The sequence below is a fragment of the Roseateles paludis genome (assembly GCF_039872745.1).
GTDB classification, from domain to species: domain Bacteria; phylum Pseudomonadota; class Gammaproteobacteria; order Burkholderiales; family Burkholderiaceae_C; genus Pelomonas; species Pelomonas paludis.
Window position 1 is genome coordinate 80,408 of sequence record NZ_JBDPZD010000005.1, and the last position, 23,527, is coordinate 103,934.

Annotated in this window: 19 protein-coding genes; all 19 read left to right on the forward strand. The window is 68.1% G+C overall.

The window, feature by feature from the left end:
• The first annotated feature begins 107 nt into the window (after positions 1–107).
• Positions 108–2,591, forward strand: coding sequence for a chemotaxis protein CheW (locus ABDJ85_RS15930; RefSeq protein ID WP_347705784.1), 2,484 nt, complete (start codon positions 108–110; stop codon positions 2,589–2,591).
• A 508-nt stretch (positions 2,592–3,099) separates the two neighbouring features.
• Positions 3,100–5,304 (forward strand): methylmalonyl-CoA mutase, encoded by a 2,205-nt coding sequence (gene scpA / locus ABDJ85_RS15935; RefSeq protein ID WP_347705785.1) that lies wholly within the window; start codon positions 3,100–3,102, stop codon positions 5,302–5,304.
• Positions 5,304–5,762, forward strand: a complete 459-nt coding sequence (locus ABDJ85_RS15940; RefSeq protein ID WP_347705786.1) for a GNAT family N-acetyltransferase — start codon at positions 5,304–5,306, stop codon at positions 5,760–5,762. The genes scpA and ABDJ85_RS15940 overlap by 1 nt, the downstream gene beginning before the upstream one ends.
• Positions 5,759–6,742 carry a methylmalonyl Co-A mutase-associated GTPase MeaB gene (gene meaB, locus ABDJ85_RS15945; protein ID WP_347705787.1) on the forward strand — a complete coding sequence of 328 codons (984 nt, stop codon included), beginning with the start codon at positions 5,759–5,761 and terminating at the stop codon, positions 6,740–6,742. Before ABDJ85_RS15940 ends, meaB begins: the two co-directional genes overlap by 4 nt.
• Positions 6,739–7,140: a VOC family protein gene (locus tag ABDJ85_RS15950; RefSeq protein ID WP_347705788.1), complete on the forward strand. Its 402-nt coding sequence runs from the start codon at positions 6,739–6,741 to the stop codon at positions 7,138–7,140. Before meaB ends, ABDJ85_RS15950 begins: the two co-directional genes overlap by 4 nt.
• Positions 7,133–8,665, forward strand: coding sequence for an acyl-CoA carboxylase subunit beta (locus ABDJ85_RS15955; protein WP_347705789.1), 1,533 nt, complete (start codon positions 7,133–7,135; stop codon positions 8,663–8,665). The genes ABDJ85_RS15950 and ABDJ85_RS15955 overlap by 8 nt, the downstream gene beginning before the upstream one ends.
• Positions 8,666–8,670: 5 nt before the next feature.
• Positions 8,671–8,961 carry a helix-hairpin-helix domain-containing protein gene (locus ABDJ85_RS15960; RefSeq protein ID WP_347705790.1) on the forward strand — a complete coding sequence of 97 codons (291 nt, stop codon included), beginning with the start codon at positions 8,671–8,673 and terminating at the stop codon, positions 8,959–8,961.
• Positions 8,962–8,981: 20 nt separating this feature from the next.
• Positions 8,982–9,113, forward strand: a complete 132-nt coding sequence (locus ABDJ85_RS15965) for a hypothetical protein (protein WP_347705791.1) — start codon at positions 8,982–8,984, stop codon at positions 9,111–9,113.
• Positions 9,106–11,193, forward strand: a complete 2,088-nt coding sequence (locus tag ABDJ85_RS15970) for an acetyl-CoA carboxylase biotin carboxylase subunit (protein WP_347705792.1) — start codon at positions 9,106–9,108, stop codon at positions 11,191–11,193. The genes ABDJ85_RS15965 and ABDJ85_RS15970 overlap by 8 nt, the downstream gene beginning before the upstream one ends.
• Positions 11,186–12,394: an FAD-dependent oxidoreductase gene (locus ABDJ85_RS15975; RefSeq protein ID WP_347705793.1), complete on the forward strand. Its 1,209-nt coding sequence runs from the start codon at positions 11,186–11,188 to the stop codon at positions 12,392–12,394. Before ABDJ85_RS15970 ends, ABDJ85_RS15975 begins: the two co-directional genes overlap by 8 nt.
• The gene (locus ABDJ85_RS15980) at positions 12,391–12,861 is read left to right on the forward strand and encodes a VOC family protein (RefSeq protein WP_347705794.1); all 471 of its coding nucleotides are present in this window, start codon (positions 12,391–12,393) and stop codon (positions 12,859–12,861) included. The genes ABDJ85_RS15975 and ABDJ85_RS15980 overlap by 4 nt, the downstream gene beginning before the upstream one ends.
• 8 nt (positions 12,862–12,869) lie before the next feature.
• The gene (locus tag ABDJ85_RS15985) at positions 12,870–14,210 is read left to right on the forward strand and encodes a phospholipase C/P1 nuclease family protein (RefSeq protein ID WP_347705795.1); all 1,341 of its coding nucleotides are present in this window, start codon (positions 12,870–12,872) and stop codon (positions 14,208–14,210) included.
• A gap of 134 nt (positions 14,211–14,344) precedes the next feature.
• Positions 14,345–15,238, forward strand: coding sequence for a LysR substrate-binding domain-containing protein (locus ABDJ85_RS15990; protein ID WP_347705796.1), 894 nt, complete (start codon positions 14,345–14,347; stop codon positions 15,236–15,238).
• Entirely contained in the window at positions 15,235–16,653 is a 1,419-nt protein-coding gene (gene leuC, locus ABDJ85_RS15995) for a 3-isopropylmalate dehydratase large subunit (protein WP_347705797.1), read from the forward strand. The genes ABDJ85_RS15990 and leuC overlap by 4 nt, the downstream gene beginning before the upstream one ends.
• Complete coding sequence (gene leuD, locus ABDJ85_RS16000) at positions 16,653–17,300, forward strand: 3-isopropylmalate dehydratase small subunit (protein WP_347705798.1); 648 nt, start codon at positions 16,653–16,655, stop codon at positions 17,298–17,300. The genes leuC and leuD overlap by 1 nt, the downstream gene beginning before the upstream one ends.
• Before the next feature lie 5 nt (positions 17,301–17,305).
• Complete coding sequence (locus ABDJ85_RS16005) at positions 17,306–18,391, forward strand: acyltransferase family protein (RefSeq protein ID WP_347705799.1); 1,086 nt, start codon at positions 17,306–17,308, stop codon at positions 18,389–18,391.
• Positions 18,392–18,434: 43 nt separating this feature from the next.
• Positions 18,435–19,526 (forward strand): 3-isopropylmalate dehydrogenase, encoded by a 1,092-nt coding sequence (gene leuB / locus ABDJ85_RS16010; RefSeq protein WP_347705800.1) that lies wholly within the window; start codon positions 18,435–18,437, stop codon positions 19,524–19,526.
• Between the two features lie 97 nt (positions 19,527–19,623).
• Positions 19,624–20,736, forward strand: coding sequence for an aspartate-semialdehyde dehydrogenase (gene asd, locus ABDJ85_RS16015; RefSeq protein ID WP_347705801.1), 1,113 nt, complete (start codon positions 19,624–19,626; stop codon positions 20,734–20,736).
• A 247-nt stretch (positions 20,737–20,983) separates the two neighbouring features.
• Positions 20,984–23,485 (forward strand): FimV/HubP family polar landmark protein, encoded by a 2,502-nt coding sequence (locus ABDJ85_RS16020; RefSeq protein WP_347705802.1) that lies wholly within the window; start codon positions 20,984–20,986, stop codon positions 23,483–23,485.
• Positions 23,486–23,527: the final 42 nt, after the last annotated feature.

The window sequence follows — 23,527 nt, forward strand, 5'->3', positions numbered from 1 at the left end:
CGCGCCGGTCGCAGCCACAGGGCTGCCGACCGGTTCATGCCGACGATGTTTTCACCGCCCACGCGCGCGAGGTCCAGGCGTGGGCGGCTTTGTTGTGAAAGTGACGGATGGCCCTCGTAGATGACCTCTTGCCCCATATGCGCCGCGTGCTGGCGGTGGACCGGGACCTGCATGACCTGAGCCTGCTGTGGCAGATGATCGAGGCAAGCAGTGCCATCGCCTGCCCCGAGCAGGCCGACACCATCCTGCCCACGCTGAGCCAGACGCGCGAGAACTTCACCGGCCTGCAGACGCGCTTGGTGCAGCAACTGGCCGAGGAGCACATTGCCGAGGTGGGCGACGAGCTGGCCTCCATCGCACAGTGCACGATCGACATCCTGGTGCGCAACCTGTTCGAGCGTACGGCGGACGTGGGCTTCCTGGCCACCGACGACGTGCTGCGTGCCTTTTGCGAGGCGGACCCGGCCCGCCAGGCCGCGCTGATGCCGGCCCTGCGCCAGCACCTCTACGAGTACCGCGAGAAGTACACCGTCTACGACGACATCGTGCTGCTGGCGCCGGGTGGCCAGGTGCTGGCACGCCTGGTGGCCGACGACGGCCTGGCCAGCTCGGCCGATGCCATCGTGGCGCAGGCGCTGAAGACGGCTGGCTATGTCGAGCGCTACGCCGCCAGCGACCTGGCGCCCGCGCAGCGCGCCGCCCTGCTGTATGCCCACCGCATCTGCAATGACGACGGCCAGGCCGTGGGGGTGCTGGTGCTGCGTTTCCGCTGCGAGGACGAGCTGCAGCGCATCTTCCAGAGCGTGTCAGACCAGCGCACCCACCTGGCCATCTCGCTGATGGACGTCCAGCAGCGCGTGATCATCAGCAGCGACGAGGCGCACCTGCCGCTGGGCGCGCGGCTGGAGTGCGGCGAGCCTGGCAAGGTGGCGGTAACGGTGTTTGGCGGGCGCGAGTACCTGTCCGTCACCTGCTCGACGCGCGGCTACCAGGGCTATGGCGGGCCGGGCTGGAGCGCGCAGGCCATGGTGTCCCTGCTGACCGCCTTTCGCGGTGGGCACGAAAGCGGCGGCACGCGCGACAACGTCGCGCTGGACAACGCCCACCTGCAGCGCATCCAGTCGGACGTCGACGCCATCAACCGCAACCTGCGCCGCGTGGTCTGGAACGGCCGGCTCACCGCTGGCGCGCGGGCGGGCAGCCAGGCCCAGCTCAAGGCGGTGCTGGCCCAGGTCAACATTGCCGGCGCGCGCACCCGTGACCGCGTGGCCATGGCGATTGGCGACCTCTACAGCACGGCCCTGGCGCGCGCCTCGCATCAGGCCCGCGAGCTGGCGCGCCTGGCGGCCGACATCATGGACCGCAACCTGTACGAGCGCGCCAACGACTGCCGCTGGTGGGCCCTGTCGCCGGTGCTGCAGCGCACGCTGGCCGAACCCGCCACCCCGGCGGCCGACGAAGCGCTGGCCGGCGTGCTGCGGCATATCAATGGGCTCTACACGGTCTACAGCCGCCTCGTCGCCTTTGATGCCGAAGGCCGGGTGCGCGCCGTGTCTGCCGAGAGCAGCGGCGCGCCGCTCACCGGCACGACGGTGGACGCCGCCCTGTGCCAGCTGGCCCTGGGCCTGCCGGACTCGCAGCGCTATGGCGTGCTGCCCTTTGGGCCGAGCAGCCTGAGTGACGGGCAGCCGACCTACATCTATGTGGCCGGCGTGCGCGCGCCGGGCAGCCAGATGCCGGTGGGCGGGATCGCCATCGTCTTCAATGCCGCGCGTGAGTTCCACGCCATGCTGACCGACGTGCTGGGCGACCGGGTTGGCGTGGCCGCCTTTGTGGACGCCGACGGCCGGGTGGTGGCCGCCAGCGACGAGCGCTACGCCGTGGGCGCCGCACTGCCGCTGGACCTGCGCCAGGCCATCGTCGAGCACGACGGCGCCCACCTGACGCTGGCGGCCGTCGGGGCTGGCGGCTACCGCGAGTTCAAGCACAGCGACGGCTATGACAACGGCATCCGCGCCGTTGTGGCGCTGAGGCTGGGCACGCTGGAGCGTCGCCAGGTTTCGATGACCGATGCGGTGCTGAGGGCGCTGCCGCCTGCCAACCGGGAGCGCGTGCGTGACCTGGCCCTGTTCCAGATTGGGCCCTCGCGCTACGCCTTGCCGCTCGAGACGGTGCTTGACGCCCGGCCACCGCTGGGCCTGGTGCGTGGCCCAGGCGCAGGCGGCAGCATGCTCGGCCTGCTGGAGGTGCCGCACGAGGGCGGCTCGCTCATCGTGCCGGTGCTGTGCGGGCGGCAGCTCACGCATATCCATTACCCGGCGCGCGAGACCGACGGCGTCATCCTCGTCCTGCCCGCCGCGCCAGGGCTGCGGCGCCCGGCCTTTGCGCTGCGGGTGGACGACGTCAACACCGTGCTGGAAGTGGGCGAGGAGCACATCCAGCCCATGGCCGCCGACTGGCGCGGCGCGGCCGGCCGCTTGGTCTCCGGCATCGTGCGCATCGACAGCACGGGCCCGGGCGCGACGGCCCTGGTGCAGCTGATGGAGTTTGCGGCCCTGGGGCAGGTGGCCGGGTTGCCAGCGCCGGATTGAGGGTCACGGCTGCCGGCTGCCGCCTGGTTTGGCCCTGCGGCGCCGGCCTCCCGGGGCTGTAGAGCCTAGAAACGGCAGTCGGCCGCTCGCTACTCATCGAAAGTTTCGCCCGTTCAATACCTTACGGCTGCCGCCTCGTTCACCACGCAGGTGAACAGCGCTGCGCGCCCACTGGTCTGCCGCTTCGAGCCGCTGGCAGCGTTGCTCGCCTTGCAGGCCGCGCCAAGCCAGGGGCCTGGCCCTTCGGCAGGCACAAGCGGCGCGCCGTTTGTGTCCGGCCTCAGCCTCGTGGGCAGTAGCCCACTTCGTCGTCGCGCCTTGCCAACGGCACGCCTCGGCAGTTGGGCGCGCCCAACTGCCGTTTCTAGGCTGAGTCGGACGATCCTGTGGGATACTGAATTCATAATTATTGATTTCGATGCGCACACTGCGGCTCGCGGTGCCTGCGTCGGCTTGCCTGGGCGTCACCGCGTCCGGCACAGTGCCCCATCAGTTCAGGAGTCTCCGCATGAGTGGTGTTCCCTCAGGCTCGCCAGAGTCCAGCCCCCAGGCATCTGCAGCCCCCATCACGCCGGCCGCGCCGGCCACGCTGGCGCAATGGACCAAGGCGGCGGCTAAGTCCGCCCCGGGCGGTGACCCGGCCGCGCTGAACTGGGTCACCCCCGAGGGCATCACCGTCAAGCCGCTCTACACGGCCGACGACCTGGACGGCCTGCACAACACCAACACCTTGCCGGGCTTCGCTCCCTTTGTGCGCGGCCCCCAGGCCACCATGTACGCCGCCCGGCCCTGGACGATCCGGCAGTACGCCGGCTTCTCGACCGCCGAGGAGAGCAATGCCTTCTATCGCAAGGCACTCGCCGCCGGCGCGCAGGGCGTGTCGGTCGCCTTCGACCTGGCCACCCACCGCGGCTACGACAGCGACCACCCCCGGGTGACGGGCGACGTCGGCAAGGCCGGCGTGGCGGTGGACTCGGTGGAGGACATGAAGATCCTGTTCGACGGCATCCCGCTCGAGAAGGTGTCCGTCTCCATGACCATGAACGGCGCTGTGCTGCCCATCCTGGCGGGCTACATCGTGGCGGGCGAGGAGCAGGGCGTGCCGCGCGCCCAGTTGGCCGGGACCATCCAGAACGACATCCTCAAGGAGTTCATGGTCCGCAACACCTATATCTACCCGCCCGAGGCGAGCATGCGGATCGTGGGCGACATCATCGAGTTCACCGCTCGGGAGATGCCCAAGTTCAACTCCATCAGCATCTCCGGCTATCACATGCAGGAGGCTGGCGCCAACCAGGCGCTGGAGTTGGCCTTCACCCTGGCCGATGGGCAGGAGTACGTGCGCACCGCCATGGCCAAGGGCCTGAAGGTGGACGACTTTGCGCCGCGCCTCTCGTTCTTCTGGGCCATCGGGATGAACTTCTATCTCGAGATCGCCAAGATGCGCGCCGCGCGCCTGCTGTGGTGCCGGATCATGAAGGACTTCGGGGCCGAGAACCCCAAGAGCCTGATGCTGCGCACCCACTGCCAGACCTCGGGCTGGAGCCTGACCGAGCAGGACCCGTACAACAACGTCGTCCGTACCACCATCGAGGCCATGGCCGCCGTGTTTGGCGGCACCCAGAGCCTGCACACCAACTCGCTGGATGAGGCGATTGCCCTGCCCACCGAGTTCAGCGCCCGCATTGCGCGCAACACCCAGCTCATCATCCAGGAAGAGACCCACATCACCAGCGTCATCGACCCCTGGGCCGGCAGCTACATGATGGAGAAGCTGACCCAGGACATGGCCGACAAGGCCTGGTCCATCATCCAGGAGGTCAACGCCCAGGGCGGCATGATCAAGGCGGTGGACTCCGGCTGGGCCAAGCTCAAGATCGAGGCCAGCGCGGCGCAGAAGCAGGCCCGCATCGACTCGGGTGCCGACGTGATCGTCGGTGTCAACAAATACAAGCTGGCCAAGGAAGACCCGGTCGAGATCCTGGAGGTGGACAACGTCAAGGTCCGCGACGCCCAGATCGAGCGCCTGCGCCAGGTCAAGGCCACGCGCGACACGGCGGCCGTCCAGGCCGCGCTGCAGGCGCTGACCGACTGCGCCCGGAGCGGCCAAGGCAATCTGCTGGCGCTTTCGGTCGAGGCCATCCGCCTGCGCGCCACGGTGGGCGAGGTGTCCGACGCACTTGAAGCCGTCTTTGGCCGCCACCGTGCCGACACGCATAAAGTCAGTGGCGTGTACGCCGCCGCCTACGATTCCGCCGAGGGCTGGGCCCAGCTCCAGCAAGAGATCCGCGCCTTTGGCGAGGCCCAGGGCCGCCGCCCGCGCGTCATGATCGCCAAGCTCGGCCAGGACGGCCACGACCGTGGCGCCAAGGTCGTCGCCACCGCCTTTGCCGATCTCGGCTTCGACGTCGACATCGGCCCGCTCTTCCAAACCCCCGAAGAAGCCGCCCGCCAGGCCATCGAGAACGACGTGCACGCCATCGGCGTCTCCACCCTCGCCGCCGGCCACAAGACCTTGGTGCCGGCCATCGTTGCCGAGCTCAAGAAGCAAGGCGCCGACGACATCATCGTCTTCGTTGGCGGCGTCATCCCGCAGCAGGACTACGACTTCCTCTACGCCGCAGGCGTCAAGGGCATCTATGGTCCTGGCACGCCCATCCCCGTCAGCGCCAAGAGCGTGCTGGAAGCCATCAAGGCCCAGGTGGGCGCCTGATGCTGCAGACGCAGCCGGTGATCGAGTCCGACTTCGAAGCCATGCTGGCCCTCCGCATCGAAGCCCTGCGCGAAAGCCTGGAGCGCCTCGGGCGCTTCAATCCCGACGTGGCGCGGGCGCGGCTGCGTGCGCAGTTCCGGCCCGAGTGGATGCTGCATCTGGTGCAGGGCGCCGAGCGTGTGGGCTACTTCACCGTCGAGCCCCAGGCCGACGCGCTGCACCTGCACCATCTCTATCTGCGGCCCGCCGCACAAGGGCAGGGCATCGGCAGCTGGGTGATCGAGCAGGTCAAGGCGCGTGCGCGCCAGGCCCAGTTGCCCATCACCCTGGGCGCCCTGCGCGAGAGCCGGGCCAACGACTTCTACCGCCGACACGGTTTTGAACTCGTCGAGGTGCGGGACTTCGACAACCAGTACCGCTGGCTGCCAGAACGGCTCGCAGCAGGGGCGGCCGCATGAACCTCGTAGGACTCGCGCAAGGCGTGCTGGCCGGCGAGCGCCGCTCGCTCGCCAAGGCCATCACCCTCGTCGAATCGAGCCGGCCCGAGCACCGCGAGCAGGCCGACGCGCTGCTGACCGAGCTGCTGCCCCACACCGGGCGCAGCCTGCGCTTGGGGCTGTCGGGCGTGCCGGGCGTGGGCAAGAGCAGCTTCATCGAGGCGCTGGGCATGCGCTTGCTGGCGCGCGGGCACAAGGTGGCCGTGCTGGCCATCGACCCTTCAAGCGCCGTCTCGGGCGGCGCCATCCTCGGCGACAAGACGCGCATGGAGCGGCTCTCGATGGACGAGCGCGCCTTCATCCGCCCCAGCCCCAGTGGCGGCACCCTGGGCGGCGTGGCCGACCACACGCGTGAGGCCTTGTTGCTGTGCGAGGCGGCGGGTTTTGACATCGTCATCGTCGAGACCGTGGGCGTGGGCCAGAGCGAAACCGCCGTGGCCAGCATGACCGACTGCTACCTGCTGCTGCAACTGCCCAATGCCGGCGACGACCTGCAGGCCATCAAGCGCGGCGTGATGGAGCTGGCCCATCTCGTCGTCGTCAACAAGGCCGACATCGATGCGGCCGCCGCCACCCGCGCGCAGGCCCAGCTCACCTCATCGCTGCGCCTGATGGGCATGAGCCACCACGACTCCGAGGCCTGGCAGCCGCAGGCCCTGCGCTGCAGCAGCCTCAGCGGCGAAGGGCTGGACGAGGTCTGGCAGGCAGTGCGCGACTTTGAAGCCCAGCAGCGCCGCAGCGGCCACTTCGAGGCCCGCCGCCGCCAGCAGGCCGAGCGCTGGATGTGGGAGCGCATCGAGCAGGGCCTGCGCCAGCGCTTTGCTCGGCACCCTGCCGTGCAGGCCGCGCTGCCACTGCTGTCAAGCGACGTGCTGGCCGGCCGCGTGGCGGCCTCCACCGCCGCGCGGCGCCTCATCCAATTGCTGGACACCCCCGCATGATCCTCAGCCTCAATCACATCAACCTGCGCGCGCCCAAGCCGCTGCTGGACGTGCTGCGCGACTTCTACCGCGACGTGCTGGGCCTGCAGCCAGGCCCGCGCCCGCCGTTCGACACCCCGGGCTACTGGCTCTATGCGGGTGGCCAGCCCGTGCTGCACCTGGCCGAGCAGCGCGCGGACGAGACGCCCCGCGTGCCTGCCACGGCGCCCGGCGTGTTCGACCACACGGCGTTCACCGCCAGCGACCCCGATGCCACGGCCGCCGTGCTGCGTCAGCACGGTGTGTCCTTCGAGGTCAGCCTCTCCGAGCTGACGCGGCAGCACCAGTTCTTCTTTGCTGACCCGGCCGGCAACCTGATCGAACTCAACTTTCCTATCGAGAGTCAGTCCCATGCATGACATCCAACGTGAACTCGATGCCAAGCGCAATCGCGCCCGGCAAGGCGGCGGCGAGAAGCGCATCGCTGCGCAGCACGCCAAGGGCAAGCTCACCGCGCGCGAGCGCCTGGAGCTGCTGTTTGACGAGGGCAGCTTCGAAGAGTGGGACATGTTCGTCGAACACCGCTGCACCGACTTCGGCATGGAAGCCAACAAGATCCCCGGCGACGGTGTCGTCATCGGCTACGGGATGATCAATGGCCGCCTGGCCTTTGCCTTCAGCCAGGACTTCACGGTCTTCGGCGGCGCGCTGTCGGAGGCCCATGCCGAGAAGATCTGCAAGGTGATGGACCAGGCCATGAAGGTTGGCGCCCCGGTCATCGGGCTCAACGACTCGGGCGGCGCGCGCATCCAGGAAGGCGTGGCCTCCCTGGGTGGCTATGCCGAGGTCTTCCAGCGCAATGTGATGGCCAGCGGCGTGATCCCGCAGATCAGCCTCATCATGGGTCCGTGTGCCGGCGGCGCCGTCTACTCGCCCGCCATGACGGACTTCATCTTCATGGTGCGTGACAGCTCCTACATGTTCGTCACCGGCCCCGAGGTCGTGAAGACCGTGACCCACGAGGAAGTGACCGCCGAAGAGCTGGGCGGCGCCACCACCCACAACACCAAGAGCGGCGTGGCTGACCTCTCGTTCGAGAACGACGTCGAGGCGCTGATGATGCTGCGCCGTTTCTTCAACTACCTGCCGCTGTCCAACCGCGAGAAGGCCCCGTGCCGCCCCAGCGGTGACCCGGCCGCGCGGCTCGACCACTCGCTCGACACCCTGGTCCCCGACAACCCCAACAAGCCCTATGACATCAAGGAGCTGATCACCAAGGTGGTCGACGACGGCGACTTCTTCGAGCTGCAGCCCGACTACGCCAAGAACATCGTCATCGGCTTTGCGCGCATGGAAGGGCAGTCGGTCGGCATCGTCGCCAACCAGCCCCTCGTCCTGGCCGGCTGCCTGGACATCAAGAGCTCCATCAAGGCCGCGCGCTTCGTGCGCTTTTGCGACGCCTTCCACATCCCCGTCATCACCTTCGTGGACGTGCCCGGCTTCATGCCCGGCACCAGCCAGGAGTACGGCGGCATCATCAAGCACGGCGCCAAGCTGCTCTACGCCTACGCCGAGGCCACGGTCCCGAAGATCACCGTCATCACCCGCAAGGCCTATGGCGGCGCCTATGACGTGATGGCCTCCAAGCACCTGCGCGGCGACGTCAACTTCGCCTGGCCCAATGCCGAGATCGCCGTGATGGGCGCCAAGGGCGCGGTGGAGATCATCTTCCGCGAGGACAAGGGCGACCCCGAGAAGCTCGCCGCCAAGGAGGCTGAATACAAGGCCCGCTTCGCCAACCCCTTCGTCGCGGCCGAGCGCGGCTTCATCGACGACGTCATCCAGCCGCACGAGACGCGCAGGCGCATCTGCCGCTCGCTGGTGATGCTCAAGGACAAGAAGCTCGACAACCCGTGGCGCAAGCACGGGAACATCCCGCTCTAGACGCCATGGCCAAGGCAACCTGCGCCGCCGACGCGAAGCGGCTGACCGACATCCCCAACATCGGCACCGCCATCGCGGCCGATCTGGTGGGGCTGGGCATCACCACCCCAGCCGATGTGAAGCGCATGGACCCCATCGGCACCTACAACCGCCTGCGCGACCCCATGGGCCACCGCCACGACCCCTGCGTGCTCGACACCTTCATGGCGGCGCATGACTTCATGAACGGCGGGCCAGCCCGGCCCTGGTGGCACTTCACCGCGCAACGCAAGCAGTTGCTCGGGACATCGAACTAAGACACTGAGAGAGGCGACGTATGTTCAAGAAAATCCTCATCGCCAACCGGGGTGTTCGCGCCATTGGCGCGGTCGCTTCAGCGACAAATGGCCTGCGGCCCGGCGTAGCCGGGCAGGCGGGCGAGTTCACCCCGGGAGACCAGCATGTTTAAGAAGATCCTGATCGCCAACCGGGGTGAAATCGCCTGCCGGGTCATTGCGACGGCCCGCAAGATGGGCATCAAAACCGTGGCCGTCTACTCCGAGGCCGACAAGGACGCCCGCCACGTTGAGCTGGCCGACGAGGCCGTGCTCCTCGGCCCCGCGCCCAGCCGCGAGAGCTACCTGGTGGCCGACAAGATCATTGCCGCCTGCAAGCAGACCGGCGCGCAGGCCCTGCACCCAGGCTACGGCTTCCTGTCCGAGAACGAAGACTTTGCGCGCCGCTGCGAGGAAGAGGGCATCGTCTTCATCGGCCCCAAGCACTACAGCATCGCGGCCATGGGCGACAAGATCGCCTCCAAGAAGCTGGCCAATGAAGCCAAGGTCAACACCATCCCCGGCTACAACGACGCCATCGCCAGCCCGGAGCAGGCGGTCGACATCGCCAAGGGCATCGGCTACCCGGTGATGATCAAGGCCAGCGCCGGCGGCGGCGGCAAGGGCCTGCGCGTGGCCTTCAATGACAAGGAAGCCTTCGAGGGCTTCAGCTCCTGCCGCAACGAGGCACGCAACAGCTTCGGCGACGACCGCGTCTTCATCGAGAAGTTCGTCGAGGAGCCGCGCCACATCGAGATCCAGGTGCTGGGCGATAGCCACGGCAATGTCGTCTACCTGCACGAGCGCGAGTGCTCCATCCAGCGCCGCCACCAGAAGGTGATCGAGGAGGCGCCATCGCCCTTCATCAGCGACGCCACCCGCAAGGCCATGGGCGAGCAGGCCGTGCAGTTGGCCAAGGCCGTCAAGTACCAGAGCGCCGGCACGGTGGAGTTCGTCGTCGGCAAGGACGAGAGCTTCTACTTCCTGGAGATGAACACCCGGCTGCAGGTGGAGCACCCGGTGACCGAGTGCATCACCGGGCTCGACCTGGTCGAGCAGATGATCCGCGTCGCGGCGGGCGAGAAGCTGGGCTTTGCACAGTCTGACATCCCGCGCAACGGCTGGGCCATCGAGTGCCGGATCAACGCGGAAGACCCCTTCCGCAACTTCCTGCCCTCCACCGGCCGCTTGGTGCGCTACCAGCCGCCCGAGGCCAACCTCGTCCAGGGCCGCGAGACCCTGCAGGGCGAGGCCTACACGGGCAGCAACTTCGGCGGCGTGCGTGTCGACACCGGCGTCTACGAGGGCGGCGAGATCCCGATGTTCTACGACTCGATGATTGCCAAGCTCATCGTGCACGGGCGCGACCGCGCGGACGCCATCGCCAAGATGCGCGAGGCGCTCAATGGATTCGTGATCCGGGGCGTCTCCAGCAACATTCCCTTCCAGGCTGCGCTGCTCGGCCACCCCGACTTTGCGGCTGGCAAGTTCAACACCGGCTTCATTGCCCAGCACTATGCGGCCGGCTTCCGCGCCGAGCATGTGCCGCATGACGACCCGCGCTTCCTCGTCGCGCTGGCCGGCTTCATCCGCCGCAAGGCGCGCGAGCGCGAGGCCGGCATCAGCGGCCAGTTGCCCGGGCACGAGGTGCGTGTCGAGCACGACTACGTGGCGGTGGTCAACCTCGGCGGCGGCAACAGCGCACGCTATGCGGTGCATGTGTCCGAGTACGCGGGGCAGACGGGCCAGGCCACCGTCAAGGTCGATGGCGCCGAGTACCGCATCACCTGCCTCTCGCGCCTCAACGATGTGCGCCTGACCGGCACCGTGGACGCCGGCAAGGGCCCGCAGCCCTTCACCGCCCAGGCCGAGCGCGGCACCGGCAAGAACCCGCTGGCCTACCGCATCCAGCACGGCGGCCTCGGGATGGAGGTCACCGTCCTCAGCCCCCGCGCCGCCGAGCTGCAGACCCTGATGCCCTACAAGGCGCCGCCTGATACGTCGAAGCTGCTGCTCTCGCCCATGCCGGGCCTGCTGGTGCACCTGGCGGCCGCCCCGGGCCAAACCGTCCAGGCCGGCGAGCGGCTTGCGGTGATCGAGGCCATGAAGATGGAAAACATCCTCACCGCGCCGCAGGACGTGCAGGTCGCCGAGGTGATGGCCAAGCCGGGCGAGAGCCTGGCAGTGGACCAGCCCATCCTTCGCTTTGCCTGAGCCGTCGGTCGCCATCGTCGGCTCCGGCGTGGCCGGGGCGGCGGCCGCGATCCGGCTGGCCGAGCTGGGCGTGCCAGTCGATCTGTATGAGGCCGTGCCCGAGCCCCAGCCGATCGGCGCCGGCTTGCTGCTGCAGCCCACGGGCCAGCAGGTGCTGCAGGCCATGGGTCTTCTCGACGGTGCTTTGGCTCTGGGCCAGCGGCTGGGGCGCCTTTATGGCGACACGCCCCAGGGCCGGACGGTGCTGGACATGAGCTACGAACGGCTGGATGCCAGCTACTTCGGGCTGGGCATCCAGCGCGGCGCGCTGATGGGCTTGCTGTGGCAACGCTTGCAGCAACTGGGCGTGCCTTGGCATCGTGGTGCGGCGGTGGATGGCTTTGAGCAGGACGACGCTGGCGTCACCCTGCGCTTTGCCCGGCCCCGGCCTGTGCCGGCCCGCCATGCGGCTTTGATCCTCGCCAACGGCAGCTTCTCGCGCCTGCGCTCAGGCATGAAAGTGCGGCAGCACGCCCGCACCTTCCCCTGGGGCGCCGTCTGGACGGTGCTGCCCGTGCCACCCGGCTTTGAGCTGAACGAACTGCGCCAACGCTTCCGTGCCGCCCGCCAGATGCTGGGCTTGATGCCCGTGGGCTGCGCACAGCCGCAGGGTGAGTGGGGCATCAACCTCTTCTGGAGCCTGCCGCTCACCGAGCTGAGCCACTGGCGCGACACGCCCGGCCTGGATGGCCTGAAGCGCCAAATGGCCGAACTCTTCCCCGCCGCTGCCCCGGTCGTCGATGGCCTGCACGACGCCAGCCAACTGCGCGAGGCCCGCTACGCCGATGTCTGGATGGAGTGCTGGCACGACGGCCGCGTGCTTGCCATCGGCGACTGCGCCCACGGCATGAGCCCGCAGCTGGGGCAGGGCGCCAACCTCGCCCTCATCGATGCCCACGTGCTGGCCCAGCAAGCGCAGACCGGCGCGGACTGGCCCACCGTCTTTGCCCGCTACACCCACCACCGCAGCGCCCACCTGCGCTTCTACAGCCAAGCCAGCCGCGGCCTCACGCCCATGTTCCAGTCTGACGCCGTGGTGGCCCCCTGGCTGCGCGACCAGTTCTTTGGCTGGGGCGGGCGTCTCCCCTTCATCCACAAGCAATCCATTGCGACACTCGCCGGCACCAAGACGGGCTGGCTCTTTGGGCGCCTCAAGCTATGAAACCTCCCTACCGCATCCTCGGCCTCCAGCAAATCGCCATCGGCGGCCCCGACAAGCAGGCGCTGCGCAAGCTGTGGGTCGATGTGCTCGGCCTGCGCGTGGCCAGTACGTTTGTCTCCGAGCGCGAGAACGTGGACGAGGACATCTGCGAGCTGGGGCAGGGCGCCCACCGGGTGGAGGTGGACCTGATGCAGCCGCTGGACCCGGACAAGAAGCCGGCCGTGCACACCACCCCGCTCAACCATGTGGGCCTGTGGGTGGACGACCTGCCGGCCGCCGTGGCGGCCATGACGGCGCAGGGCGTGCGCTTTGCGCCGGGCGGCATCCGCAAGGGCGCGGCGGGGCACGACATCTGTTTCATCCACCCCAAGGCGAATGACGAGTTCCCGATTGGCGGGGAGGGCGTGCTGATCGAGCTGGTGCAGGCGCCGGCTGAGGTGATTGCGGCGTTGGGCGGGGGCGCGTGAGTTTGGGCATGAGCTTGCGCTGCGCCTTGGCTGCCACGCTGCTGGGGCTGGCGGCCTCGGCCGCCCAGGCCTGGAGCCAGCATGCGGCCATGGCGTATCGGGCCTTCGAGGTGATGCCCGAGGTGGCGCGCGCCGCACCGGTTGTGGCCGAGCCCTTGGAGGCCTTTCTGCGCTCGCAGCCGGCGGCCATTGCGCAAACAGTCGAGGCGCAGGAGGCTTGGGCCCGTAGCCACCTGAAGCACTACCCGGCGCGGCCGGACGCGTTGCGTTGGCAGCCGACCCGTGGGCAAACGGATGCCGACCTGCGCAAGGGCTTCCTCGCGGCGTTGCGGCTGTCGCCCCAGAGCCGCTTTGCGCTCTTTGTTCAGCTGGACCCCTGGGCGGCGGCGCCAGCCGAGCCTCTGCTGAACTGGGCCGAGGTGGCCAGCGCGCCGCCCTCTGCGGGCGCGGTGCATCGGCTGCGGGCGCTGCGCCAGGGCGAGCCGGTGCCTGCGCTGGCCGTGCTGGCCTCGGCCAGCGACGAGCCGGACTACGGCCTTGACCTCCAGCTCTTTGACGACAACCCCGGCAGCCCGGCCGGCTATGGCTTTGGCAAGCAGCCCTTCGGCAACCCGGCTGTGGCCATTGGCTCGCAGGCGCCGTTCCACATGGGTTTCTTCCACCAGGGCAGGGTGTTCAACACCCTGGCGCCGAGCTTGACGCGCAGCCTCGTTGAGCTGCGCGTGGCGCAGTTCAGCGCGCTGGCGCGGCTGGCGTTTGGCACTGGGCATGGGTACTGGGGTTGGCGTTTTGCCGGCCTTGCCGCGCACTATGTGCAAGACCTGACCCAGCCCTATCACGCCAGCGCGGCCCCGGGCGAGAGCCTGCCCGGCATGCTCTGGGCCAACACGGCGGCGGCCCTGGGCATGCCGGCCGCCAAGCAGGCGCTGGTGATCCTGCAAGGCAACCGTCACTTCGCGCTGGAGCAACTGCAGGCGCGCTGGATCCTGGACAACGCCGAGCGGCGGCGCGAGTCCGAGGCCGAGCGTGCGCTGCATGACACGAGCCTCGACGCGCGCTATCCCGCTTGGACGGCCCTCGCTCCCCGCGAGGTCGTGGCTGCCGAGGCCTACGCGGCCGGACCGCAGACCGACGCCGCCGTGGTGACGGGCCTGCCTGCCCGCTATGTGAATGACCCTGGCTACGACTTCGCCGCCTCCGGCGCGCAGATGGAGCTGGGCCCTGAGCTGGCCGAGCACCTGGCCGCCCAGCGCCGGGCGCTGCAAACCATGGTCAGCCGCCTGCTGGGGCACTTTGGCGCGCACAGCCGCAACCTGGTCCGGGCTCTGAGGGCGGCGCCCGAGCGCTGAGACGCCGCTCACCCCCGCGAGCCGGTGGTTTTGGGCTTGAAAGCCCTTGCAGCTTCGTCACGGTCGAAGCCTCAATCAGTAATTGGTGCAGAATTGCGAGTTCCGCGAAGACTTATTCTTGCTGGAGACCCGCCATGCGCCACGACCTCACCACGCTCAACCTCGTGCTCGCCATCGAGCAGACGCGCTCGATCACGCGCGGCGCTGCCCAGGAGCATCTGGCCCTGGCGGCGGCGAGCAAGCGCCTGTCTGACCTTGAGAGCCGCCTCGGCGTGCAGCTCTTCGAGCGCCGTGCCCGTGGCGTCGAGCCCACCGAGGCCGGCCGCGCACTGGTGCGCCACATCCGCTCGCTGCATGCCTCGCTGTATGCACTCGAGACCGAGGTCATGGAGTTCTCGCGCGGCATCAAGGGCCATCTGCGCATCGCGGCCAACACCAGTGCCATTGCAGAGTGCCTGCCGCCGCATCTGGTGAGCTTCTCGCAGGCGCACTCGCAGATTCGCATCAGCCTTGAAGACCTGACCAGTGCCGAGGTGCAGGCGGCGGTGGCCGAAGGCCGCGCCGATGTGGGCGTGTTCACCGCGCCGCTGCTGGACAACCGGCTGCAGACCTGGATCTTTGCGCGCGGCCGCCTCTCGGCCCTGGTGCCCCTGCGCCACCCGCTGGCCAGCCGCGACACCGTGACTTACGACGACCTGCTGACCTATGACCTGATCGGCCTGCATGCCGGCGCAGCGGCCCAGGAGCTGCTGCGTGAGCAGGCCGCCGCGCGCGGCAAGACGCTCAACGCACGCCTGCAGGTGCGTGGCTTTGATGGCATTGCGCAACTGGTCGAGGCCGGCATGGGCGTGGCCGTGTTGCCGCAGGAGCCTGCTGAGCGCTTCACCCGCGTCTTCGGCGTGCGCTGCATCCGCCTTGAAGAACCTTGGGCGGAGCGCGACTATTACCTGGGTGTGCTGCGTCAGCAGCGCCTGCCCACCGTCGTCCAACGCTTTGTGGACACCCTGATTCCTCGTGAGAAGCAATGAGTACCAGCTCTCGAACCCTTTACGACAAGCTCTGGGACGAACACGTCGTTCGCACCGAGCCCGATGGCACGGCCATCCTCTACATTGACCGCCACCTGGTGCACGAAGTGACCAGCCCCCAGGCCTTTGAAGGCCTGGACCTGGCGGCGCGCAAGGTCTGGCGCCTCTCGGCCAACCTGGCCGTGAGCGACCACAACGTCCCCACGACGGACCGCCGCGAAGGCATTGCCGACCCGGTCTCGCGCCTGCAGGTGGACACGCTGGACGCCAACTGCGACCGCTTCGGCATCACGCAGTTCAAGATGAGCGACCGCCGCCAAGGCATCGTCCACGTGATCGGCCCCGAGCAAGGCGCCACGCTGCCCGGCATGACCGTGGTCTGCGGTGACAGCCACACCTCGACGCACGGCGCCTTTGGCGCGCTGGCGCATGGCATCGGCACCAGCGAAGTCGAGCACGTGCTCGCCACGCAGACCCTGCTGGCCAAGAAGGCCAAGAACATGCTGATCAAGGTTGAGGGTCAGGTCGCCCGCGGCGTGACGGCCAAGGACATCGTGCTGGCCATCATCGGCAAGATTGGCACGGCAGGCGGCACCGGCTACACCATCGAGTTCGCCGGCTCGGCCATCCGCAGCCTCACCATGGAAGGCCGCATGACGGTCTGCAACATGGCCATCGAAGCCGGCGCCCGCGCGGGCCTGGTGGCTGTGGACGACACGACCATCAACTACGTCAAGGGCCGTCCCTTCACACCCTCGGGCGTGGAGTGGGACCAAGCCGTGGCCTACTGGCGCAGCCTGCACTCAGACGCTGGCGCGCACTTCGACAAGGTGGTCGAACTCGACGCCGCGCAGATCCTGCCGCAGGTCACCTGGGGCACCTCGCCCGAGATGGTGCTGTCCGTGGCCGACCGCGTGCCCGACCCCGACAAGGAAAAGGACGCCGTCAAGCGTGGAGCCATCGAGCGCGCGCTGACCTATATGGCCCTGGAGCCCAACAAGGCCATCAGCGACATCCACGTCGACAAGGTCTTCATCGGCTCCTGCACCAACAGCCGTATCGAAGACATGCGCGAGGCTGCTGCGGTGGTCAAGCGCGTGGGTGGCCGCATCGCCAAGAACATCAAGCTGGCCCTGGTCGTGCCGGGTTCGGGCCTCGTCAAGGCGCAGGCCGAGGCCGAAGGCCTGGACCAGGTCTTCAAGGCGGCTGGCTTCGAGTGGCGAGAGCCCGGTTGCTCGATGTGCCTGGCCATGAACGCCGACCGCCTGGAGCCCGGCGAGCGCTGCGCCTCGACCAGCAATCGCAATTTCGAAGGCCGCCAGGGTGCCGGTGGCCGCACCCACCTCGTCAGCCCCGCCATGGCCGCAGCGGCCGCCATGGCCGGTCATTTCGTTGATGTTCGGAGCCTGAGCTGATGGACAAGTTTGTCGTTCACCAGGGCCTCGTCGCCCCGATGGATCGTGAGAACGTCGATACCGACGCGATCATCCCCAAGCAATTCCTCAAGTCGATCAAGCGCACGGGCTTTGGCCCCAACCTGTTCGACGAATGGCGCTACCTGGACCACGGCGAGCCCGGCCAGGACCCCGCCAGCCGCAAGCCCAACCCGGACTTCGTGCTCAACCAGCCGCGCTACACAGGCGCCAGCGTCCTGCTGGCCCGCAACAACTTCGGCTGCGGCTCCAGCCGCGAGCACGCGCCCTGGGCGCTGCAGCAGTACGGCTTCCGCGCGCTGATCGCGCCGAGCTTTGCCGACATCTTTTTCAACAACTGCTTCAAGAACGGCGTGCTGCCCATCGTCCAGCCCGAGGCCGTCGTGGCGCGCCTGTTTGACGAAGTGGCGGCCTTCCCTGGCTACCAGCTGACCATCGACCTGCCGCGCCAGGTCATCGTCAAGCCCGACGGCAGCGAGCTGCCCTTCGACGTCGAGCCCTTCCGCAAGGACTGCCTGGTTGGCGGGCTCGACGACATCGGCCTGACCCTGCGGCACGCCGACACCATCCGCAGCTTTGAAGCCGCGCGCATCGCCGCCAAGCCGTGGCTGAATCACCGGATCGTCTGACGGCGATGCAATGGCTCGCGCAGCGCCTGGAACTCGGGCGCAGCGGCTCCACGCCCAATCTGCTGGCGATGGAGGGCCTGCGCGGCCTGGCGGTGTTCTTGGTCTTCCTGGTGCACTGCATGACCTTGACGATGCCCTGGTGGGCGGACCATGCCGGCTTGTCGGCCCTGGCGTCCGAGCTGCATGCGCTGGGCAATGTCGGGGTTGACCTGTTCTTCGTGCTCAGCGGCTTCCTGATCTACGGCGCCTTGATCAACAAGGCGCAGCCCTTTGGCCGCTACTTCGGCCGCCGCGTGCGCCGCATCTACCCGGTCTTTCTGGTGATGCTGGCGCTGTATCTGGCCTTGTCGGTGCTGTTCCCGTCCGAGAGCAAGCTGCCGGCAGGCGCGGGTGCGGCGGCGCTCTATGTGCTGCAGAACCTGCTGCTGCTGCCGGGCATGCTGCCCATTGCGCCCATCATCACGGTGGCCTGGTCGCTGAGCTACGAGTTCTTCTTCTATCTGGTTGTCCCGGTGCTGATCGCCGCCCTGGGCCTGCGCGGGCGCACTCCAGCGTTCAGGATCTGGGCCCTGGTTGTGCTTGGGCTGGCTGGCGCGGCTTACCTGGCGGTGCAGGGCGGGCATGTGCGCTTGCTGATGTTCCTGGCCGGCATGCTGGTGTACGAGCTGCATCACGAGCGCGTCCGCCTGCCCGGCGCCGGAGCGCTTGGTGCGCTCGGGCTCTGCCTGGGGTTGGGGCTCGCCTTGCTGCCACTGGGTGGCCTCTTGAGCCAGACCCTGAAATACCTGGGCCTGGGCCTGGTCTTCGGGCTGCTGTGCCTTGATGCCTTTGCGCCCACCTGGCTGTCCCGCGCTTTGTCCTGGACGCCACTGCGCTGGCTGGGGAACATCTCCTACTCGTACTACCTGATGCACGGTCTGGCCTTGAAGTTTGCCGTGCTGGTGCTGGGCAAGGTCCTGCCGCTGTCAGCCGGCGGTGTGGGCCTCTTTCTGGTCTTGCCCTGCCTGCTGTTTGTGGCGACCTTGCCGGCCTCGCTGATCCTGTTCCTGGCTGTCGAGCGCCCCTTCTCATTGGCACCCAAGGCGGCCTGAGCGCCGCCACCCCGAATCAACGAACTACTGAAGAGGTACTGGATTGAAGATCGCAGTTTTGCCGGGCGATGGCATCGGCATCGAAATCATCACCGAGGCCGTCAAGGTCCTCAATGTGCTGGACCTGCCGCTGGAGCTGGAGTGGGCTGATGTTGGCGGCAAGGCCTATGACAACCATGGCCACCCGCTGCCCGAGGCGACGCTGAACCTCGCCAAGGCGGCCGATGCGGTGCTCTTCGGCGCCGTGGGCGACTGGAAGTACGACAAGCTCGAGCGCCAATTCCGCCCAGAGCAGGCCATCCTCGGCCTGCGCAAGGGGCTGGGCCTCTTCGCCAACTTCCGCCCGGCGCTCTGCTACCCCGAGCTGACCCACGCCTCCAGCCTCAAGCCCGAACTGGTCGCGGGGCTCGACATCCTCATCATCCGGGAGCTGACCGGCGACATCTACTTCGGCCAGCCCCGTGGCCGCCGCACGGCTGTCGATGGTCACTTCCCCGGCAGCGAGGAAGCCTTCGACACCATGCGCTACTCGCGCCCCGAGATCGAGCGCATTGCCCACGTCGCCTTCCAGGCGGCCATGAAGCGCGGCAAGAAGCTCACCAGCGTCGACAAGGCCAATGTGCTGGAGACCTCGCAACTCTGGAAGGACGTGATGACCGAGATCCACGCCCAGTACCCTGAGGTGGCGCTCGATCACATGTACGTCGACAACGCAGCCATGCAGCTCGTCAAGGCGCCCAAGAAGCTCGACGTCGTCGTGACCGGCAATATGTTCGGCGACATCCTGTCCGACGAAGCCGCGATGCTGACCGGCTCGATCGGCATGCTGCCCTCGGCCTCGCTCGACAAGAACAACAAGGGCCTCTACGAGCCCAGCCATGGCAGCGCCCCCGACATTGCGGGGAAGGGCATTGCCAATCCGCTGGCTACAATCTTGTCTGCCGCCATGATGCTCAAGTTCTCCCTCCAGCAACCTGACGCCGCCGCCCGTATCGAGGCTGCGGTGCAATCGGTGCTGGCGCAGGGGCTGCGCACGGCCGACATCTGGAGTGAAGGCACCACGAAGGTCTCGACCCGCGAAATGGGCGACGCCGTGGCCACGGCCATCACCACCATTAAAACCATCAAGAGCTAACCGCTCCGTCTCGTCTCGCCCCCTCCAGACCCGGCGAACGAGCCGGGGCCCAAAGTGAGCGGGTTTGGTGAACGATGTACGACGAAAGGAAATGACGATGACGACCCTGGTTGGCCTGGTTGGCTGGCGTGGCATGGTGGGCTCTGTGCTCATGGACCGCATGACCGCCGAGCGCGATTTCGACCTGATCGAGCCCCTGTTCTTCTCGACCTCCAATGCCGGTGGCGCCGCCCCCGCGCAAGCCAAGAACGAGAAGACCCTGCAAAACGCCTATGACATCGAGCAGCTCAAGCGCTGCGCGATCATCATCACGGCGCAAGGCGGCGACTACACGACCGAAGTCTTCCCCAAGCTGCGCGCTGCGGGCTGGAACGGGCACTGGATCGACGCGGCCTCCACGCTGCGCATGAAGGACGACGCGGTCATCATCCTCGACCCCGTCAACCGCCCGGTCATCGACAAGGCCCTGGCAGCCGGTGGCAACAACTGGGTCGGTGGCAACTGCACGGTCTCCTGCATGCTGATGGGCGTGGGCGCGCTGTACAAGGCCGGCCTCGTGGAGTGGATGTCCACACAGACCTACCAGGCAGCCTCAGGCGGCGGCGCGCAGCACATGCGTGAACTGCTGACCCAGTACGGCACCCTCAATGCCGAGGTCAAGTCCCTGCTGGATGACCCCAAGAGCGCCATCCTCGAGATCGACCGCAAAGTCATCGCCAAGCAGCGTTCGCTGACCGAGGCCGAGACGGCCAACTTCGGCGTGCCCCTGGGTGGCTCGCTGATCCCCTGGATCGACAAGGACCTGGGCAACGGCCAAAGCCGCGAAGAGTGGAAGGGCATGGCCGAGACCAACAAGATCCTCGGCTCGGCAGACATCCCGGTCGATGGCTTCTGCGTGCGCGTCGGCGCCATGCGCTGCCACAGCCAGGCCCTGACCTTCAAGCTCAAGAAGGACGTGCCCGTGGCCGAGATCGAGGCCATGATCGCCGCCGACAACGAGTGGGTGAAGGTTGTGCCCAACACGCGCGAGGCCACCATCCGTGACCTGACGCCCGTGGCCGTCACCGGCACCATGACCATCCCGGTCGGCCGCATCCGCAAGCTGGCGATGGGCCCCGAGTACGTGGGCGCCTTCACCATCGGCGACCAACTGCTGTGGGGCGCCGCCGAGCCGCTGCGCCGCATGCTGCGCATCCTGCTCGAGCGCTGATCGGGCGCCAATCCGGCGGGTAGGGCGTTGTTGCCGGCCGACGTCGGCTCGGCAACAACCCTGAGTTTCCACTTGAAACACTCGTGCAATTCAGGCACTACGTGAGCAATTCAGCGTATATGCTTGATGCTGTTGCAGTTTTAAAGCGAAACTCGACGCCCGCTTGAGCTACGGTCCAGCCGGGCACAGCCGAAAACAAGTCGAGGGAGGCGGAGCAGTGCTCCGCCTTGTTGCATTGGGGAAAGCCTTGAAAGTACATACCAGCGACGCTCCTTCCTCCTCCGGATTCGTGTTGCGCCAGGTTGCCTTGGCGGCATTGCTCGCGGTCAGCGTCGATGCGCATGCGCTGGGCCTGGGTCGCATGAGCGTGCAGTCCGCCCTGGGCGAGACCATGCGGGCCGAGATCGACATCACCAGCCTGTCGTCCGAGGAAGCGTCCACGCTGAAGGCGCGCATCGCGCCCGCTGACACCTTCCGCACCACCGGTGTTGAATTCAATCCGGTCCTGACCTCGACCCAGGTCAACGTCGTGCGCTTGGGCGGCAAGCCCGTGCTGCGCCTGACCAGCGACCGCGCCGTCCAAGAGCCCTTCGTGGACGTGATCCTGGAGCTGACGTGGTCGGGTGGCCGCCTGGTGCGCGAGTACACCCTGCTGTTTGATCCCCCAAGCCTGGCCAAGCCGGCTCCGGCGCCCGTCGCTGCGGCACCTGTGGCGGCCGAGCCCGTTGCCCCGCCGCCGCCAGCCGCGCCGGTGGCGCTGGCCCGTCCGCCCGTGGCTGCACCAGCATCGGCGCCTGTGGCTGCGCCAGCACCGCGTGCTGCGGCCCCTGCGCCAGCGCCGGCCCCGGTGGCCGCCGCGCCCGCCCCGGCGCCGTCGCCACGTCCGGCGTCGAGCGCCGGCTCCGAGTACACCGTCCAACCCGGCGACTCGCTGTCCAAGGTTGCTGCCAAGACCCAGGTGTCCGGCATCTCGCTGGACCAGATGCTTGTCGGTCTGTTCCGCCAGAACCCGTCAGCCTTCATCGAAAGCAACATGAACCGGCTGCGCGCCGGTGCCGTGCTGCAGGTGCCCGACAGCGAGACGCTGAATTCGCTGTCGCCGAGCGAAGCGCGCCAGGTCATCCTGGCCCAGAGCGCTGACTTCTCGGCCTATCGCCAGCGTTTGGCGAGCGTGGCGCCCCTGATCCCGGCCAGCGGCAATGAACGCCAGGCCAGCGGTCAGGTGCAGGCTGCGGTGGAAGACCGCAAGCCCGCAGCGGCGCCCAAGCCCGACAAGCTCATGCTGAGCAAGCCGTCCGGCCCCGGCTCGGCCCCGGCGGAGGCCACGGCCTCCAAGGCCACTGAGAAGAAGGACGTCGCCGCCCGCGTTGCCGAGCTGACGCGCAATGTCGAGGAGCTCAAGCAGCTCTCCGCCGCCGTCAAGCCCGCGCCGGGTGCGCAGCCTGGCCCAGCGGCTGCGCCCGCATCGTCGGCATTGCCAGCGGTCACAGCCCCGGTGGTGACCCCTGCCGCATCGGCCGCCCCGGTGGCCGCCAGCGCCGCCTCGCGTCCGGCCTCCCGCCCCGTGGCCCCGGCTGTGGCGCCGCCTCCGGTGCAGGAGTCGCCGAGCTTCCTGGACTCGCTGCTCGATAGCCCCTTCGTGCTGCCCGTGGTTGGCGTTTTGGTTGCCGTCCTCGGCGGCATCGGCCTCGTCCGCATGCGCTCGCGCCGGCCCTCGTTCTCGGCTGAAACCGGCTTCCACGAAAGCCGTCTGCAGCCTGATTCGTTCTTTGGTGGCACGGGCGGTCAGCGCGTGGACACCCGCGATGCCCAGCACAGCGGCCAGTCGTCGATGAGCTATTCGCTCAGCCAGCTCGACGCCATTGGTGACGTGGATCCGGTGGCCGAAGCCGACGTCTATCTGGCCTATGGCCGCGACCTGCAGGCCGAAGAAATCCTCAAGGAAGCGCTGCGCGCCAATCCTTCGCGCCTGGCCATCCGCCTCAAGCTGCTCGAGGTCTACGCCAAGCGGCGCGACACCAAGGGCTTCGAGCAACTGGCCATCCAGCTCTACGCTGAAACCAAGGGCACGGGCGAGGACTGGGCCAAGGCGCAGGAAATGGGCCGTGGCCTCGACCCCGAGAACCCGCTCTACCAGCCCGGCGGCGCACCGCTGCCGCTCGACGACGGCTCCAACATCCGCCCCGAGCCGATGAACGCGACCACGCTGCCACAGACGGCTCTGCCGCCCGTGCCCAAGAGCAGCTTCGCCGCGACCGACGCGCTGTCGCGCTCGGGTCCGGACACCGGCCCCGTCAGCGGCTTCGACCTCGGCCTCGACCTCGACCTCAGCGCACCCGAGCCAGTCTCCACGAGCGCCATGGCCTCCACCCAGGCGATGCCGGCTTCCGTCGAGCAGGCCCCGATGCCGATGGACCTTGACGTCTCTCGCCCTGGCGGCCGCGGCGTGCCGCCGGCACCTGACCTGGAGTTCGAGCCCAAGGCCAAGAGCATGGACATCGAGTTCGACCTGGGTACCGACACCCGGCCGGGCCAAGTCGATGAGGCAAGCCCCGACCACCTGGCCAATGCCATCGACGCCTTGGGCGACGACGACGGTGACCCGCTGGTGCGCCAACTGGAGCTGGCTGAAGAGTTCCGCCAGATCGGCGATACCGAAGGTGCGCGGGAAGTGCTGCAGGAACTGGTGCAGCAGGCCACGGGCTCCATCAAGACGCGTGCCATGGCCATGCTCGAAGAGCTGCGCTGATCGCGTCCAACCATCACAGGCGCTCGGCCCCGGTCGAGCGCC